Annotated in this window: 16 protein-coding genes; 5 read left to right on the top strand and 11 right to left on the bottom strand. The window is 71.3% G+C overall.

Annotated elements, in window-relative coordinates; all coding sequences use genetic code 11:
* Positions 1-17: 17 nt before the first annotated feature.
* Positions 18-305: a hypothetical protein gene (locus tag ACFY3D_RS03335; RefSeq protein WP_389974253.1), complete on the bottom strand. Its 288-nt coding sequence runs from the start codon at positions 303-305 to the stop codon at positions 18-20.
* A 9-nt stretch (positions 306-314) separates the two neighbouring features.
* On the bottom strand, positions 315-1,265 hold the full coding sequence (locus ACFY3D_RS03330; protein ID WP_389974250.1) for an AraC family transcriptional regulator: 951 nt from the start codon (positions 1,263-1,265) through the stop codon (positions 315-317).
* A gap of 91 nt (positions 1,266-1,356) precedes the next feature.
* Between ACFY3D_RS03330 and ACFY3D_RS03325 the strand changes: the two genes are divergently transcribed.
* On the top strand, positions 1,357-2,271 hold the full coding sequence (locus ACFY3D_RS03325; RefSeq protein ID WP_389974247.1) for an NADP-dependent oxidoreductase: 915 nt from the start codon (positions 1,357-1,359) through the stop codon (positions 2,269-2,271).
* Between the two features lie 88 nt (positions 2,272-2,359).
* Here ACFY3D_RS03325 and ACFY3D_RS03320 read toward each other — a convergent pair whose 3' ends face one another.
* The 4 genes from ACFY3D_RS03320 to ACFY3D_RS03305 form a co-directional block, all read right to left on the bottom strand.
* Positions 2,360-3,109, bottom strand: coding sequence for a dienelactone hydrolase family protein (locus ACFY3D_RS03320; protein WP_389974244.1), 750 nt, complete (start codon positions 3,107-3,109; stop codon positions 2,360-2,362).
* Between the two features lie 278 nt (positions 3,110-3,387).
* Positions 3,388-4,572, bottom strand: coding sequence for a serine hydrolase domain-containing protein (locus ACFY3D_RS03315; RefSeq protein ID WP_389974239.1), 1,185 nt, complete (start codon positions 4,570-4,572; stop codon positions 3,388-3,390).
* A gap of 45 nt (positions 4,573-4,617) precedes the next feature.
* A complete protein-coding gene (locus tag ACFY3D_RS03310; protein ID WP_350944354.1) occupies positions 4,618-4,995 on the bottom strand; it encodes a hypothetical protein in 378 nt (125 codons plus the stop codon).
* Positions 4,996-5,297: 302 nt separating this feature from the next.
* Positions 5,298-6,209, bottom strand: a complete 912-nt coding sequence (locus tag ACFY3D_RS03305) for a MerR family transcriptional regulator (RefSeq protein ID WP_389974237.1) — start codon at positions 6,207-6,209, stop codon at positions 5,298-5,300.
* 172 nt (positions 6,210-6,381) lie between these two features.
* On the opposite strand from ACFY3D_RS03305, the gene ACFY3D_RS03300 reads away from it, so the two are divergent.
* On the top strand, positions 6,382-7,083 hold the full coding sequence (locus tag ACFY3D_RS03300; RefSeq protein WP_389974234.1) for a hypothetical protein: 702 nt from the start codon (positions 6,382-6,384) through the stop codon (positions 7,081-7,083).
* Here ACFY3D_RS03300 and ACFY3D_RS03295 read toward each other — a convergent pair.
* Together ACFY3D_RS03295 and ACFY3D_RS03290 are read right to left on the bottom strand one after the other, a co-directional pair.
* Complete coding sequence (locus ACFY3D_RS03295) at positions 7,032-8,300, bottom strand: sensor histidine kinase (protein ID WP_389974231.1); 1,269 nt, start codon at positions 8,298-8,300, stop codon at positions 7,032-7,034. The genes ACFY3D_RS03300 and ACFY3D_RS03295 overlap by 52 nt on opposite strands.
* Positions 8,294-8,986, bottom strand: coding sequence for a response regulator (locus ACFY3D_RS03290; protein ID WP_389974228.1), 693 nt, complete (start codon positions 8,984-8,986; stop codon positions 8,294-8,296). Before ACFY3D_RS03290 ends, ACFY3D_RS03295 begins: the two co-directional genes overlap by 7 nt.
* 392 nt (positions 8,987-9,378) lie before the next feature.
* On the opposite strand from ACFY3D_RS03290, the gene ACFY3D_RS03285 reads away from it, so the two are divergent.
* Positions 9,379-10,230, top strand: coding sequence for a phosphatase PAP2 family protein (locus ACFY3D_RS03285; protein WP_389974225.1), 852 nt, complete (start codon positions 9,379-9,381; stop codon positions 10,228-10,230).
* 71 nt (positions 10,231-10,301) lie between these two features.
* Here ACFY3D_RS03285 and ACFY3D_RS03280 read toward each other — a convergent pair whose 3' ends face one another.
* Together ACFY3D_RS03280 and ACFY3D_RS03275 are read right to left on the bottom strand one after the other, a co-directional pair.
* Positions 10,302-11,117, bottom strand: a complete 816-nt coding sequence (locus ACFY3D_RS03280; protein ID WP_389974222.1) for a neutral zinc metallopeptidase — start codon at positions 11,115-11,117, stop codon at positions 10,302-10,304.
* A 135-nt stretch (positions 11,118-11,252) separates the two neighbouring features.
* Positions 11,253-12,254 (bottom strand): AraC family transcriptional regulator, encoded by a 1,002-nt coding sequence (locus tag ACFY3D_RS03275; protein ID WP_389974219.1) that lies wholly within the window; start codon positions 12,252-12,254, stop codon positions 11,253-11,255.
* 132 nt (positions 12,255-12,386) lie between these two features.
* On the opposite strand from ACFY3D_RS03275, the gene ACFY3D_RS03270 reads away from it, so the two are divergent.
* Both ACFY3D_RS03270 and ACFY3D_RS03265 read left to right on the top strand, forming a co-directional pair.
* Complete coding sequence (locus ACFY3D_RS03270; protein ID WP_389974216.1) at positions 12,387-13,208, top strand: NAD(P)H-binding protein; 822 nt, start codon at positions 12,387-12,389, stop codon at positions 13,206-13,208.
* On the top strand, positions 13,205-13,648 hold the full coding sequence (locus ACFY3D_RS03265; protein WP_389974212.1) for a DUF4345 domain-containing protein: 444 nt from the start codon (positions 13,205-13,207) through the stop codon (positions 13,646-13,648). The genes ACFY3D_RS03270 and ACFY3D_RS03265 overlap by 4 nt, the downstream gene beginning before the upstream one ends.
* A gap of 64 nt (positions 13,649-13,712) precedes the next feature.
* Here ACFY3D_RS03265 and ACFY3D_RS03260 read toward each other — a convergent pair whose 3' ends face one another.
* The gene (locus tag ACFY3D_RS03260) at positions 13,713-14,231 is read right to left on the bottom strand and encodes an O-acetyl-ADP-ribose deacetylase (protein ID WP_389974209.1); all 519 of its coding nucleotides are present in this window, start codon (positions 14,229-14,231) and stop codon (positions 13,713-13,715) included.
* Positions 14,232-14,265: the final 34 nt, after the last annotated feature.

The following is a 14,265-nucleotide window of genomic DNA, read 5'->3' as shown; positions in this document are numbered from 1 at the left end:
GAGGTCGCGCGCGGAGATCAGCGGATGTCTCCCTCCCACGTCGGGGCGGACCCGCCGGCGGCGACGCCGAGGCGCGGCGCCTCGACGGTCTCGACCGTCGAGGCACGCCCCCCGGTTTTCTGGGAGATCGGCCGCTCGGGCGCGAGCTGGGCGAGGGCGAGCAGCAGGAGTTCGCCGCTGGAGCAGCCGAGGCGCTCGCCGCGCCCCAGCTCCACGACACGTCGCATGACCTCGTCGGGGGTGAAGCCCATCGCGGCGGCGACGCGGCGGGCGGCTTGCAGGAGTTCGTGGTCTCGGGGCACCATGACGTTGTTCTACCCGCTGCGGCGGTATCTGCCGGGGGCGGTGCCGCAATGGCGTTTGAACGCGTTGGCGAAGGCGAACTCCGAGGTGTAGCCGACCCTGGTCGCGACGGAGTGCAGCGGGGCGTCGGATTCGCGCAGGAGCCGCGCGGCGACGGTCATCCGCCACCAGGTCAGGTAGGTCAGCGGCGGCCGGCCGACCAGGGCGGTGAAGCGGCGGGCGAACGGCGCCCGGGACAGCCCCGCCTCGGCGGCGAGCGTCGCGACGGTCCACGGCCGCGCCGGGTCGCTGTGCATGGCCTGCAGCGCGGCGGTGGTGGCCGGGTCGTTGAGCGCCGCCGCCCAGCCGGTGGTCCCGGGGACCGGCCGCTGGTCGAGCCAGGCACGCAGGATGTGCAGCAGCAGCGTGTCGAGCAACGCGGGCACGATGGCGTCCGTACCGAGGCGGGGGCCTGCCACCTCGCCCGCGAGCAGATCGACGGTGGAGCGCAGTTCGGGGTGTCGTCCGAGGTGCGCGGGAAGGTGGATGAGCTCGGGAAGATCGTTCAGCAGCGGATGGGTGCGGGCCGGGTCGAGGTGATACCCGCCGCAGAGCGTCACGGCGGCCGGAGCACCGGGGGCGCTGCCGGAGGTGCTGTCGGGGGCGCCGACGGTGTCGGTGACGTAGCGCTGGAGGAGGCGGGGATCGCCCGGGTCGCAGGCGGGCGCGACCGGCGAGGTCGACGGGCTGTCGGCCAGCGTGTGCCCGCGCCCGTGGGGCCGGAACACCACATCCCCGGCGACCAGCTGCACGGCGTCGCCGTCCGGCCCGATGAGCCAGCACGGCCCCTGAAGGATCACCTGCAGGCCGATGGCCCCGGGGATGGGGGCGAACCGCTGCGCCCACGGGGCGTGCCAGGCCACCCGGGCCGAGCGCGGCTGTCCGGTCCGCATGACCGCGATCACGTCGCTGAGCACGTCCATCCGGCGAGGATATCCTCGCGAAGACGATCGATTATGAATGAGGGATCACCGAACATGGTTCGTCTCGTCGGCTGCCCGTAGCTTCGACTACGTGAAAGCCATCCGAATCCACGAGTACGGTGACGCCTCCGTCATCCGCCACGACGACATCCCCAGGCCGGTGCCCGGCCCGGGGGAGGTGCTGATCGACGTCGCCGCGACCTCCTTCAACCCGTCCGACATCGGCCTGCGCCGGGGGCTCCTGCGCTCGGTCTTCTCGCTCGACCTGCCGTACACGCTCGGCGGGGACGTCGCCGGTACGGTCGCCGAGGTCGGCGACGGCGTGCGTACCCTCGCCGTCGGCGACCGGGTCGTCGGCCGGCTCGACGGTGGAGGCGCCGCGGCCGAGTACGTCACCGCCGCCGCGGACACCCTGGTCACGCCGCCGACCGGTGTCCCTCTCGCGCACGCCGCCGCCCTCCCCATCGCGGGTCTCACCGCGTGGCAGGCGGTGTTCGAGCACGCGGCCATCACCTCCGGGCAGCGGGTGCTCGTCAACGGCGCGGGCGGCGGCGTCGGAGGATTCGCCGTCCAGCTCGCCAAGCACGCCGGGGCGTACGTCATCGCCACGGCCGGTCCTCGCAGCGCCGAGACGGTCCGCCGCCTCGGCGCGGACCGGATCGTCGACCACACGGCCACGCCCGTCGCCGAAGCGCTGGACGAACCGGTGGACGTGGTCCTGCACATCGTCGCGGCCGGCGCGAGGCCACTGGTGCCGCTGGTCCGGCCGGGCGGTCTCGTCGTGTCCGTCACCGTTCCGCTCAGGCTCCCCGCGGACTCCCCGGTGACCGCGACGCACTTCGTGGCCCGCAACGACACGGGCGACCTCGCCGCCCTGGTCAAGCTCGTCGACGCGGGCGTCGTCCGTCTCGACATCTCCGAGACGCGCCCGCTCGCCGACTTGGCCGCGGTGCACCGCGACGCCGAGTCCGGCCGTACCCGCGGCAAGATCATCCTCGTTCCCTGAGAGAATTCCGATGACCGCGATCACCGGGTCCCGGCGGGCGGGCCGGCGACTCCGGACGTACCTCAGGCGCGGTCTCCGAGCCGGAGTCTCAGCCGCCGGCCAGGGTGCGGCCGAGAAGGGGGAGCAGGCGGTCCCAGTGGCGCCGCAGCGCGGCGGGGTCGAAGACATCGGTGTCGGACATGGTGAAGCCGTGGAGGGCACCGGGGTAGACCTCGGTGGTGTAGGTGAGCCCCGCGGCATCCATGGCCTGGTTGAGCTCGCCGATGGCCTCGGGCGACATGTCGGTTTCCGCGAGGCCGAGGTGGACCTGGGCGGTGAGTTCGGGGACGAGGAGGTGCGGGCTGTCGGGCGCGTCGGTCACCAGCGGGCTGGGGTGGAATCCGGCGAAGGCGGCGACCTGGCCGGGGTGGGCCGCCGCGGTGCGCATCGCCAGGACGGCGCCCATGCAGTAGCCGACCACGGCGACCGGTCCGGCACCGACCTCCGGCCGGGTGGTGAGGAACTCGAGGTAGGCGTCGGCGTCGCGCAGGACACATTCGGTGGTGTGCGCCTGGGCGAGAGGCAGCAGCTGGGCGAAGAGCGCGGGCCGGACCTCCTTGCTGATGTGCTCCGGAAGTTCGACCACCGGTGCCGGGCCGTGCCGGTAGTAGAGGTTGGGGACGAGCACGTAGTACCCGTGGTCGGCCAGTTCGCGGGCCATCTCTCTCAGCGCGAGCCGCACGCCGAAGATGTCCGTGTACATCAGCACGCCCGGGTGCCGTTCGCCGTCGTCGGGGAAGGCGGCCACGGCGTCGGCATGGCCGTCCGCGGTGGGAATCTGCACTGTCACGGTGGGCATGGCGGAGCTTCCTTCCTTCGGCTGATGCCGGTGCACGACCTGGTGTCAGGTCTGTCGGGAGGTGAGGTTGACCGGAGATCAATCTAGCGATGATCCGTGATCACCGAGCGAACCGGTATCAACTCCCGAAACCGTACGAAGGGGGCTGTTGTTCATCGGCCCCGGGGGCTTCGGGGCGAGGTCTCCGAACGGCATGACGAGCCGCTTCGTGACCGGGAAACCGATTCGGCGCCCGCGGATCACCGCCGGAGGGCCGTCGCGGGACGGTGAGCCGGGGCCTACCGGGCCCGGAGTTCGAGTGCGTCGTGGACCGCGTCGAGGAGGGTGGCGGCTCTGTGGTCCGGTACGCCTTCCTGGAGACGGTTCATCACGTAACCGAAGGCGAGGCCGTTCGCCGGGTCGGCGAAGCCGAGCGATCCCCCGTAGCCGGGAAACCCGAAGGCGGTCGGGCTGTACCAGAAGGCGTCCGGCGTCGGCAGGCCGAAACCGGTGCCGATCCGGACGGGCACTCGCAGGACCCGGTCGATGCCGGTGACCTGTTCCGCGGTCGCCGCGGCCAGGGTGTCGGGCGTGAGGACGCGATGTCCGTCGACCTCGCCGATGAGCGCGGCGTAGAAACGGGCGAGCGAGCGGGCCGTGCAGATGCCGTTGGTCGAGGGCATCTCGGCGGCCTGCTCGGCGGGGTCGTCGTGGTCCGGCAGCGGCGTGATGACGGACATCGCCCGCCTGGTCAGCGACGTGGGGTCCGCGTACGCAGCCATCACCTCGCGTGCGGGCCCGGGAAGGGCGTCCAGGTCGATCCGGGTGAACGCGTCCAGATCGATCGGGTCGGCGACGATCCGGCTGACCCGGTGCGACTCGGTTTCCGGCAGCCCGATCCACAGGTCCAGGCCGAGCGGTGCGGCGATCTCCTCGGCGAGGAACGTGCCGAGGCTGCGGCCGGTCACCCGGCGGACGACCTCCCCGACCAGCCAGCCGTAGGTGTGCGCGTGGTAGCCGTGCGCGGTGCCCGGCTCCCAGGAGGGGCGCTGGGCGGCCAGGGCGGTCACCATCGGATCCCAGGCGATCGCCTCGGCCGGGGTGATCGGGTGGTCGATCACGGGCAGTCCCGCCTGGTGGGTGAGCAGCCAGCGGACCGGGACGCGCTCCTTGCCGTTCGCCGCGAACTCCGGCCAGTACGCGGCGACGGGTGCGTCGAGGTCCAGTTCACCCCGCTGGGCGAGCAGGTGCGCGCAGGCGGCGGTGACGCCCTTGGTGGTGGAGAACACGACCTGCACGGTGTCGCGCTCCCAGGGGCGGCCGGTCTCGGGATCGGCGATCCCACCCCACAGGTCCACGACCTTCCTGCCGTGCAGGTAGACGCCGACCGCGGCGCCCACCTCCTGCCCACCGGCCAGGTTGGCCGCGAACGCCTCGCGCACCCCTTCGAATCCCGGTGCGGTGCTCCCGCCGATTTCGGGCATGCGTCATCGCCTCTCGTCTCGCTTGGGGTGTGTCGCCGGAAAGTGCTACCGGCGCCATTTCTCGATGAGCCAGGCACAGATCTCCGGCTCGGTCATCTCGGGAAACTCTTCGGTGAACGTGACGAGCGCGCGCATCGCCTCGTCCCGATCCAGGCCGCGTGCCGTCGCCGCCCTCAGATACTCCTGGCGTGCCGCTGAGGGGCGGCCTCCGCCCGCGCCGCGGCCCGGCAGGCCGTCACGCCACCGCGTGATCTCCTCCAGCCGGTCGGCCCGCCAGCCGGGAGCCCCGTCGACCTCGACGTCGGGCTCCGGAAAGGGGTGGCTCGAACCGCTCGGATAGCGGGAGCGCCATTTGTGCACCGCGTGTCGGCTCACCCCCAGCGCCTCGCCGATGCCGAGAACGCCGAGGAAGTGCTCGGTCATGGCGCACCAGCTTGTCTGTCCGGCCTCCTTTACGGGTCTCATTACTACCACTCGCCGCCTCGCCCGAGGCGAAGCCCCACGTCCACGGGATGCGTCGAACATCGTCTCTGGTAGAGACGATGTTATGGGGGAGCGGTGAACGTCGTCAACGATGAAGACGAGGTTCTTCCTCTCGTGGCGGACCGCCGTGAAGACGTACTGACGACCACGAAGGCGAACCGGCCCGGGACCGGAAGCCGGGGACCCTCACCTCCGGACGGTGCCGGCCGCCCTCGGAGCCCGTCTCCGAGGGCGGCCGTGGATCAGGACGCGCGCAACGCGGCGATGAACCATTCGAAGTCGGGAACCCTGGGCGGAAACGGCGGCCTGCCGTTCAGCACACCCACGAGCTGCCAGTACCGCTCCACCCGGCGGTCGGTGAACGTCTCCACCTGGTCGGCCAACCGGGCGCGGTCCGCGGCGGGCAGCCCCGGATCCACGATCAGATCCAGGATCGCCCTGCCCTCGGCCGACTCGGGGCCGATGCCGGCGGCCACCGCTCTCCCCGCGTGCTCAAAGACGAGGGCGGGGTCGTACGGCTGCGGCACCTCGTCGCCGGATGTTGTGGCACCGGCCACCGCCATCTGCCGTGCGCGCTCCTGGAATCCGGCGTCGCCCAGGAGTTCGGCGAGTTCCAGCCACGTCTCGACCTGCTCCGGGGTGGGATCGTCCGGCAGCTCCGCGGGAACCTGGCGCATCGAGGCCGCGATGTGAGCCCCCGGCGCCTGCGGGTCGATGCCGTCGAACGTACGGTCGACGAAGTCGTCGATCATTCGCTGCCGCTCCTGAGCGGACAGGCGGATCAACCTGTGCATGAGTACCATCTCCTCGGTCGTGCGCTCCTGTTGGGTGATCGACCGCAGCACCGCCCGGCGCAACCGCAGGGAGCGGATCTGGGTGTCCACCGCCCGCATGTGCGCCCGCGCGACGTCGGCCACCGTGCACTGCCTGGTCAGGACCTTCTGAACGGTGTCGAGGTCCAGCCCCAGTTCGCGCAGCGTTCGCACCAGGTCTAGCCGGGCCACCGCCTCCATGTCGTACAGACGAAAACCGCCCGCCGACCGGCGCGTCGGCGGGATGACGTCGATGTCGGACCAGAAGCGGATCGTACGCACCGACAGGCCCGTGCAGTCGGCGAGCTGTCCGATGGTGAGCAGTTGGTCGCGGTCGTTCACCACAGCAGCATCAACCCTCCAGTCACTGGAGAGTCAAACCGATTACGGCGGTCCGCCGGACGGCGGAGTGGCGATAGACCATGAGGAGGACGACGCACGCCGTGTCGTTGCCTAGCGTTCCCGTCCTCGCCCCGCCGGTCCAGGTGCGGGCCGGAACGCAAGGGAAGATCTCATGCCATCGCTCTCCAATCCACTCGGCTTCCGCAGATGGGCCGCAGGGGTGTGCCTCATCGTCGCGCCGCTCATCTACATCGCGGGCGTCATCGCCGACCCGGCCCTGCGGCAGGGCGGTGACACCACCGGCGTCTACGGCAGGTATCCGGAACAGGTCTCGGTCAGCGCCTCGCTGCTGCACTGGAGCTGGGTGCTGCTGATCCCGGGAATCATCGGGATGATCCACCTCATCCGGCACCGGGGAGTCGTCTTCGGCCATCTCGCCGGTGGTCTCGCGCTCCTCGGCGTGGTGAACTTCTCCGGGCTGATGCTCGGGGACTTCTTCTACTCCCGGCTCGAACGCGCCCTGCCGCCCGCCGAGGGCGCGAAGCTCGCCGAACAGGCGTTCTCCGACCCCGGCGCCACCTTCGGGTTCCAGATCCCGGGCTTCCTCGGGCTGCTCGGCCTGTTCCTGCTCGGCTTGGTCCTGGCCTACGCCGGTCACGGGCCGTGGTGGGCCCCCTTCGCGATCATCGCGGGTATCTTCGGTGCCCCGGTCTTCCCGATCGGCACGGCCGTGGGCGGCCTGCTCTACCTGGCCGGTTCCGGCGCGATCGGGCTGCGGATGCTGCGGATGAGCGACGCGGAGTGGGCCGGGCAGGAAACGGCTCAGCCGGTCGCCACCGAGGCGTCCAGCGGAAACCGGGCGACCACCCGGTAACCGCCACCGGGCAGGGGGCCCGCGGACAACTCGCCGCCGTGCATCGCGGTCCGCTCACGCATCCCGATCAGACCGTGCCCACCGGAGTACCGTCCGTCCGAGCGCTGTCCGTCCGAGCGCTGTCCGTCCGAGCGCTGTGCGTTCGATCGCTGTGCGTCCGAGTCGGGCACGTCGGCCGGGAAGGTGCCGTCGCCCGTGCCGTCGTCGGTGATCTCCAGATCCAGCCCGGTCGGCCCATGAGCGACGACGACCTCGGCAGCGGCGGCGGGGGAGTGCTTCAGCACGTTCGTCAGAGCCTCCTGGATCACCCGGTAGGCGGAGAGCGCGAGTCCCGGCGGCAGGGGACGCGGCTCGCCGGTGATCCGGAGGCGTACGTCCAACCCGGCCTCCCTGACCTGCGTGACCAGCTCGTCCAGCCGCTCCAGGCTCGGCTGGGAGGCGCCGGGGTTCGGATCGCCGCTCCTGCGGAGCACTCCCAGCATGAGCTGGAGCTCCTCGATCGCCTCGCGACCCGCCTTCTCGACCCCGAGCAGCATGTCACGCTCCCGCCGGTGCTCCTCGCCGAGTCGCATCCGCACCCCGCCCGTGTGCAGGGTCATCACGCTCACGTTGTGCGAGACGACGTCGTGCAGTTCCCTCGCGATCCGGGTCCGCTCCTCCGCCACCGCCTGCCGGGCCCGCTCCTCCCGTTCCACCTCAAGGCGAACGGCGCGTTCCGCCAGCCGCAACGTCCGGTCGATCTGGCGGCGCAGCAGGATGCCGCTCCCGTACGCCACCCCGATGAAGACGGCGCTGATCATGAATTCGGCGATGTCGTTGCGCTGGAACGTCTGCAGGCTCGCGTACGCCACCAGTACGCACGCCAGTCCCGCGAGCCCGCGGCGGCTGCGCAGCTCCGCGGCGCTCGCCACGGTGTGGACGAGGATGAGCGTCGAGTAGAAGTGCCAGGCGGCGTAATAGCCGTCACCCGCCACCGTCCGTATGGTGAGGCCGATCGAGATGAGCGCGATGAGCAGGGTTGTGGGGAACCTGCGTCGGAGCAGCAGCAGCGTCCCGGTGACGACCGCCCCCACCGCCAGCGGCACCGGGTCGCTGATCTGGCCGGGCTGGGAGCCCTGGCGGCCGAAGGACTCGGCGAGGCCGGTGATCACCACGGCGAGGGAGAGCAGGAGATCCAGCCAGGTAGGCCGCCAGTCGCCGAGCAGTCTCCTCAGCACGGGCGGTCCTGCTGTCCCGGCCGCACGACCCCGGCCTCGTAGGCGAACACGACGGCCTGGATCCGGTCGCGCAGGCCGAGCTTGTGCAGCACCCGGGCGACGTGGGTTCTGATGGTCGCGTCGCCGACCTGGCACTCCCGTGCGATCTCGGAGTTGGTCAGTCCTCGGGAGAGCAGGCGCAGCACCTCCAGTTCGCGCGGGGTGAGCGTGGCCAGCTCCGGCGGCGCGACCGGCTCGTGGTGCGCGGCGAACGAGGCGATGACCCGCATGGTGGCCGCCGGGTCGATGAGCGCCTCGCCGGCCGCCGCCACCCGTACCGCCTCGATGAGCTGCTCGGGGGGCGAGGACTTGAGCAGGAAGCCGTTTACTCCGGCGCGGAGCGAGGCATGCAGGTTCTCGTCGGTGTCGAAGGTGGTCAGCATGACGATCCGGGGCGGATGCGGGTCCGCGAGCAGTCGCCGGGCGGCGCTCAGGCCGTCCATTCGGGGCATCGCGATGTCCATCAGCAGCACGTCCGGTCGTAGCCGCCGGGTCACGGAGAGGGCTTCCAGCCCGTCGCCCGCCTCCCCGACGACCTCGATGTCCGTCGCGGCCTCCACGACGAACCGCAGCCCGGTGCGGATCATGGCCTGGTCGTCCGCGATGACCAGCCTGATCCTCGCGAGACCGGTCGTCGTGCCAGGCATGCACAGCATGCTACCCAGGCCGTCCACCCCCCGTCTCCGGACGGGGTACGGGCCGTCCGGCCGTCCGTCGTACGGCGGAGCGCGGATCCGTCACCTGGCGGACGGCAGCGGCTACCGCGTCTCGGCAGGGTTCGACCCGCCGGCGGAGGCGAGGCCGTGGCGGGACGGCGTGAGGCGGAGACGAGGTCAGGGCGGGACGAGGACGGGACGGGACGGTGTGAGGCTGTGGCGAGGTCGGGTCGGGCCGACGGCGTACCGCGGCCGATCGCGGAACGCGCCGAGAGCCGGGGGGGCTCCCGACACCTGGCCGCGAATGACGACCGGCCTTCATCGTGAAGTCAAATGCTGTTCATTTAGACGTTATGCCACGTTCCTTCTTATGATCATCCGCTATGAAGACTGACGGTGGGAACAATCTCCGCAACCGGCTGCTCGGCTCGACCGCGTCACTGGGCCTGGGAGCCGGGGCCGTCGCCTGGCTTTCGCCGGAGGGAACGGAAGGAACCGGTCCGGCGAAGGTCGTGGAAGGCGCCTCGGCCTCCGGCTACCGATCGGTGACCGAGGCGATGGCGAACGCGCCCACCTGGGCGAGTACGGCGATGGAGATAGCCAGCGAGGGCACCCTCGTCATCCTCGGCCTGATCCTCGTCTGGGTGTGGTGGACCGCCCTGCGCCGGGGTGACGCGCGCGGTGTCGCGGGAACCGTCATGATCGGCGTGGGCACCGTCACCGCCTACGCGATCAGCGAGACGGTGAAGCTGATGGTGGTCGAGGAACGCCCCTGCCGGGTGGTACCGGGAGCCGCGGCGGCGATCGCGGAGTGCCCCGGCGTGGGGGACTGGTCGTTTCCGAGCAACCACGCCACCCTCGCCGCCGGACTCGCGGTCGGACTGGCCCTGCTCCGTCCCCGCCTCGCCGCGGTGACCCTGCCGCTGGCCGTGGCGGCGGCGCTGCTCCGGGTGATGGTGGGGGTCCACTACCCGCACGACGTGCTCGCCGGTGTGCTCCTCGCCGCGGCCGTGGTGACGGCGGTGCTTCTCACGTTCACGCCGCCGGCGGTGCGGCTGTTGTCGCCGCTGCTGGAGCGCCTGGGCCGGAACGGCTCCGCCACCGGGGACGGGTACGCCGACCGTCCGATCGCTCCCGGGGGCGGGTACGCCGATCGGCCGGTCGCTCCCATGGACAGGTACGCCGATCGCCGGGTCGCCCCCGTGGGCAGGCACCGCGCCGGCCCGAACCCCTGAGGTTCCCGGCGACACGGGCAGCCGGCTGGAGCCGAAGCCCTCCCCGCGCCGCGTCGGCCGGGGTTCGCGGGTCAGGACACCCGGGACGGCGTGGCGGTCCAGGTGTCGCAGGCGCCGGGGGAGACAGCCCGGTAGCCGCGTTCGAACCAGCGGACCCGGTTGGCGCCGCTGCCGTGGGTGCGGTGCTCGCCCTCGTCGCCGTTGGCGCGGATCGTCTCCGACAGTGCCTTCCAGTCCTGCTCGGTACGGGGCAGGGAGTCTCGTACGCTGCCCAGGAACACTCCCGACAGGCAGTCGGCCTGGAGTTCGTAGCGGCGGCGGAGCTCGAAATGGCGGGTGCGTTCGGCGCGGACGCGCCTTTCGAAATGCGTCCTGATGCCGGTGAGGCTCTGCAGGTGGTGGCCGTACTCGTGCGCCGCCACCTTGAAGGGGTACAGGTCGGTCCTGTCCTCGATCCACAGGCCGGTGAGCGGGAACACGAGCGTGGCCCGCTCCGTGCAGTAGAAGGCGTCCGCGCCGGTGGGCCACGCTATTCCGCAGACGCGCCGCTCGGGCTCGGAGTAGATGCGGACCATGGGCGTACGGAAGCGCAGCCCGGCGCGGGCGAAATGAGCGGACCACGAGGTTCTCAGACACCTCGTGACCGCGGTGAGATACTCGCCCGGCCGCGGGATGCCCCTGTCGATGAGCGGTGGCTCCGGGCACGAGGTGGTCGCCAACCTCCCGGACTTCAGCAACGAGGGCTTGGGCGCGACAGTCCGCCCTGGAGACGAAGAGCCGGACGTGGCGGCCTGCTTCGACGGCTTCGCCGGCGTGGACTCGGGGGAGGCGGCCTGCGCGGCTCCGGCGGGCAGGACGGCAAGACACACGGCGGACAACAGGGTCACGTGTCGGAGAGGTCGCGGAGAACCGGCACGGAGCGGGAGGAAGCGCACGATCGGACAGCTTAGAACTCCCGGCTCAGAGCTCCCGCTTCAGAGCTCCCGACGTGGAATTCCCGACGCCCTTGCCGCCCACGCGGCTCAACGCGCCGGAGCACCGTCCCACCCTCGCGCCGTCAGGCTCACCTCGTCCGACGCCTGGCGGATGTTGCCCGGCGGCACACCGAAGGCCCGTTTGAACGCCCGGCAGAACGCCGCCTCGGACTGGTAACCGAAGCGGCGGGCGACCACCGAGAGCGGCTCCGACGTGCGCCGAAGGTGCATGCGGGCCAGCTGCATGCGCCAGTGGGCGAGATAGCGCATGGCGGACTCACCGACCAGGTCGGTGAACCGCGCCGAGAAGGCCGAACGCGACATGCCGACCTCCCGCGCGAGCGAGGCGACGCTCCACTGCCGTTCGGGCGCGCGGTGGAGCAACGCGAGCGCCTGTCCCACCTGCTCGTCGCGCAGGGCGGCCAGCCAGCCCCGGTTCGCCTCGGGCGCCGAGTCGAGCCAGGAGCGGATCGCCTGGACGACGAGGATGTCGGCGAGCCGGGTGATGACGGTCTCCCCGCCCGGCCGCAGGGCGAGAGCCTCACGGGAGATGAGCCGGAGCGTGCTGCTGAGCCAGTTGGCGGTGTCCTCGTCCCAGGCGTCGATGTGCAGCACCTCGGGAAGCTGCGCGACGAGGCGCTGGGCGGCCACATGGTCGAAGTGCACGACGCCGTAGGTGGTGTGCGTAAGGTCCCCGCCGCCACCGTGGCGCATGATCTCGTAGCGCTCGCTGACCTGCTCGACCGGTATGTCGAAGAGCGGTTCGACGTCGGCTCCCGGGTCGCTGCGCAACCGGTGTGGGATGCCGTGCGGGATCAGGGTGAGGCTGCCCTGCCGGAGCAGGCGCGGCTCGGCTCCGTCGACCTCCAGCAGGCAGTGGCCCGAGGTGACGACCAGCAGCGCCATCAACCCGTCGAGCGCCGGCACCTCGATCCCCCACGGCGCGGTGAGCTCGGCGCGGCAGTACAGGGTGCCGGTGAGCCGGAGCAGGTGCAGGCTCTCGCCCAGCAGGTCGGAGGGAGCGGGGAACGGGCGGGGGACATTTGGCACAGATCTCATCATGCCTCATTGACCGTCCACAAACCTGGACGAACAGCAAAGGAGAGCGGACCTTTTTCTATTGTTAGTCCACGGGTGCCGCACAAAACTGGACTTACCGACAACCAAGGGAGCATCTGGACCATGCGTGGTACCCCCGTCACCCTCGTCATCGGCTCGACCGGCAAGACCGGCCGGCGAATCGTGCAGCGGCTCGCCGAGCGCGGCCACCCGGTCAGGGGCGGCTCGCGTCACCTCGACCCACCCTTCGACTGGGAGCGGCCCGACACCTGGCGCCAGGCGCTGCGCGGCGCCGAATCCGTCTACATCTCCTACTTCCCCGACCTCGCCGCCCCCGGCGCACCGGCCGCGATCGAGAAGCTGACCGCCTGCGCGGTCGACGAGGGCGTCCGGCGGCTGGTACTGCTTTCCGGCCGGGGCGAGGCCAACGCGCAGCACTGCGAGCGGATTGTCAGTGAGTCCGGCCTGAGCCACACGCTCATCCGCACGAGCTGGTTCTCGCAGAACTTCAGCGAGGGCAACCTGCGGGACTCGGTGCTCGACGGCGTGATCGCGCTGCCGGCCGGCGAGGTCGCGGAGCCGTTCGTCGACGTCGACGACATCGCCGACGTCGCGGTCGCCGCTCTCACCGACGACCGCCACTCCGGTCGGCTCTACGAGCTCACCGGGCCGCGCGCGCTCACCTTCCACGAGGCCGCGGCCGAGATCGCGAAGGCCGCTGACCGGCCGGTCGACTACGTCGCCGTCTCACCGGAGGTGTTTCACGCCGCCGTGGCGCAGAGCGCCGGGCTCGACTACGCGGACCTGATCACGGACCTGTGCAAGGAGGTGTTCGACGGGCGCAACGCCTCGGTGGCCCACGGCGTGCGCGAGGCACTCGGCCGCGAACCCCGCGACTTCACCGACTTCTGCCGTACGGCCGCCGCCTCCGGGACGTGGAGATGACGAGCCCGCCGCACCCGCCGCAGGACGCGACGAGGATGCGGCACGCGAGACCGCTGAGAGTCGTCCTGCTCGTGTCCGGCACGGTGATGATCGGGATAGGCGCGGCCATCCTGTTCGCGCCCGCGGCCTTCCACGGCACCAACGGCATCAAGCTCGGGAGCGACGCCGGCCTGCTCAGCGAGATCAGGGCCGGGGGCGGCGCGCTGCTCGCGACCGGCGCACTGATCGCGCTCGGCGCGTTCGTCGCACGGCTGGCCTTCACCGCCACACTCGCCGGTGCCGTGACGTACCTCTCCTACGGCCTGTCCCGCCTGCTGGGCATCACCCTGGACGGGATACCGGCGAGCGGGCTGGTGCTCGCGACCGCGTTGGAACTGGTCATCGGGCTGGCCTGCGTCTTCGTTCTCGTACGGTATCGCCGTCGGGGCATCTCGGCCTGAGCCGACCGGCGCGAGACGGTCGGGGGTACGGCATGCGGGTCGATCGGTCGAGCTGGACCGTTCGTCAGGGGCCCTCGGTCTCAAGTGTCCTTTCGAAGACGCGGTAGGCGTCGGCAGTGAACAGGACGAGCCGCAGGTCGGTCACCCGGGTCGACGCGGCACGTACGGTACCGATCGCGATGCGGGCGGCGTCGTCGACGGGCCAGCGGTAGACGCCGGTGGATATCGCGGGGAAGGCGACACTGGTGGCACCCAGCTCGTCGGCGACCCGGAGGGACTCGCGGTAGCAGGAGGCGAGCAGGTGCGAGCGATTCTCGGTGGCGGAGAAGACGGGGCCGACGGTGTGGATGACCCAGCGGGCCGGCAGCTCACCCGCGACGGTGGCCACGGCCTGACCGGTCGGCAGTCCCCCGCCGTAGTGCGAGGCGCGCAACTCGCGGCAGGCGGCGAGGATCGCGGGGCCGCCGCGCCGGTGAATGGCCCCGTCGACCCCGCCACCTCCCAGCAGCGAGGAGTTGGCGGCGTTGACGACGGCGTCGACCCGCTGCGCGGTGATGTCCCCCTGGACCAGCGTGATTCTCATGCGAACGAGTCTGTCAGCAGAAGAGATGCGGCAA

Source organism: Streptosporangium sp. NPDC000509 (assembly GCF_042898365.1).
In the GTDB taxonomy this organism is placed as follows: domain Bacteria; phylum Actinomycetota; class Actinomycetes; order Streptosporangiales; family Streptosporangiaceae; genus Streptosporangium.
Note: the sequence above shows the minus strand (reverse complement) of the source record. Positions and strands in the feature narration are given on the sequence as shown.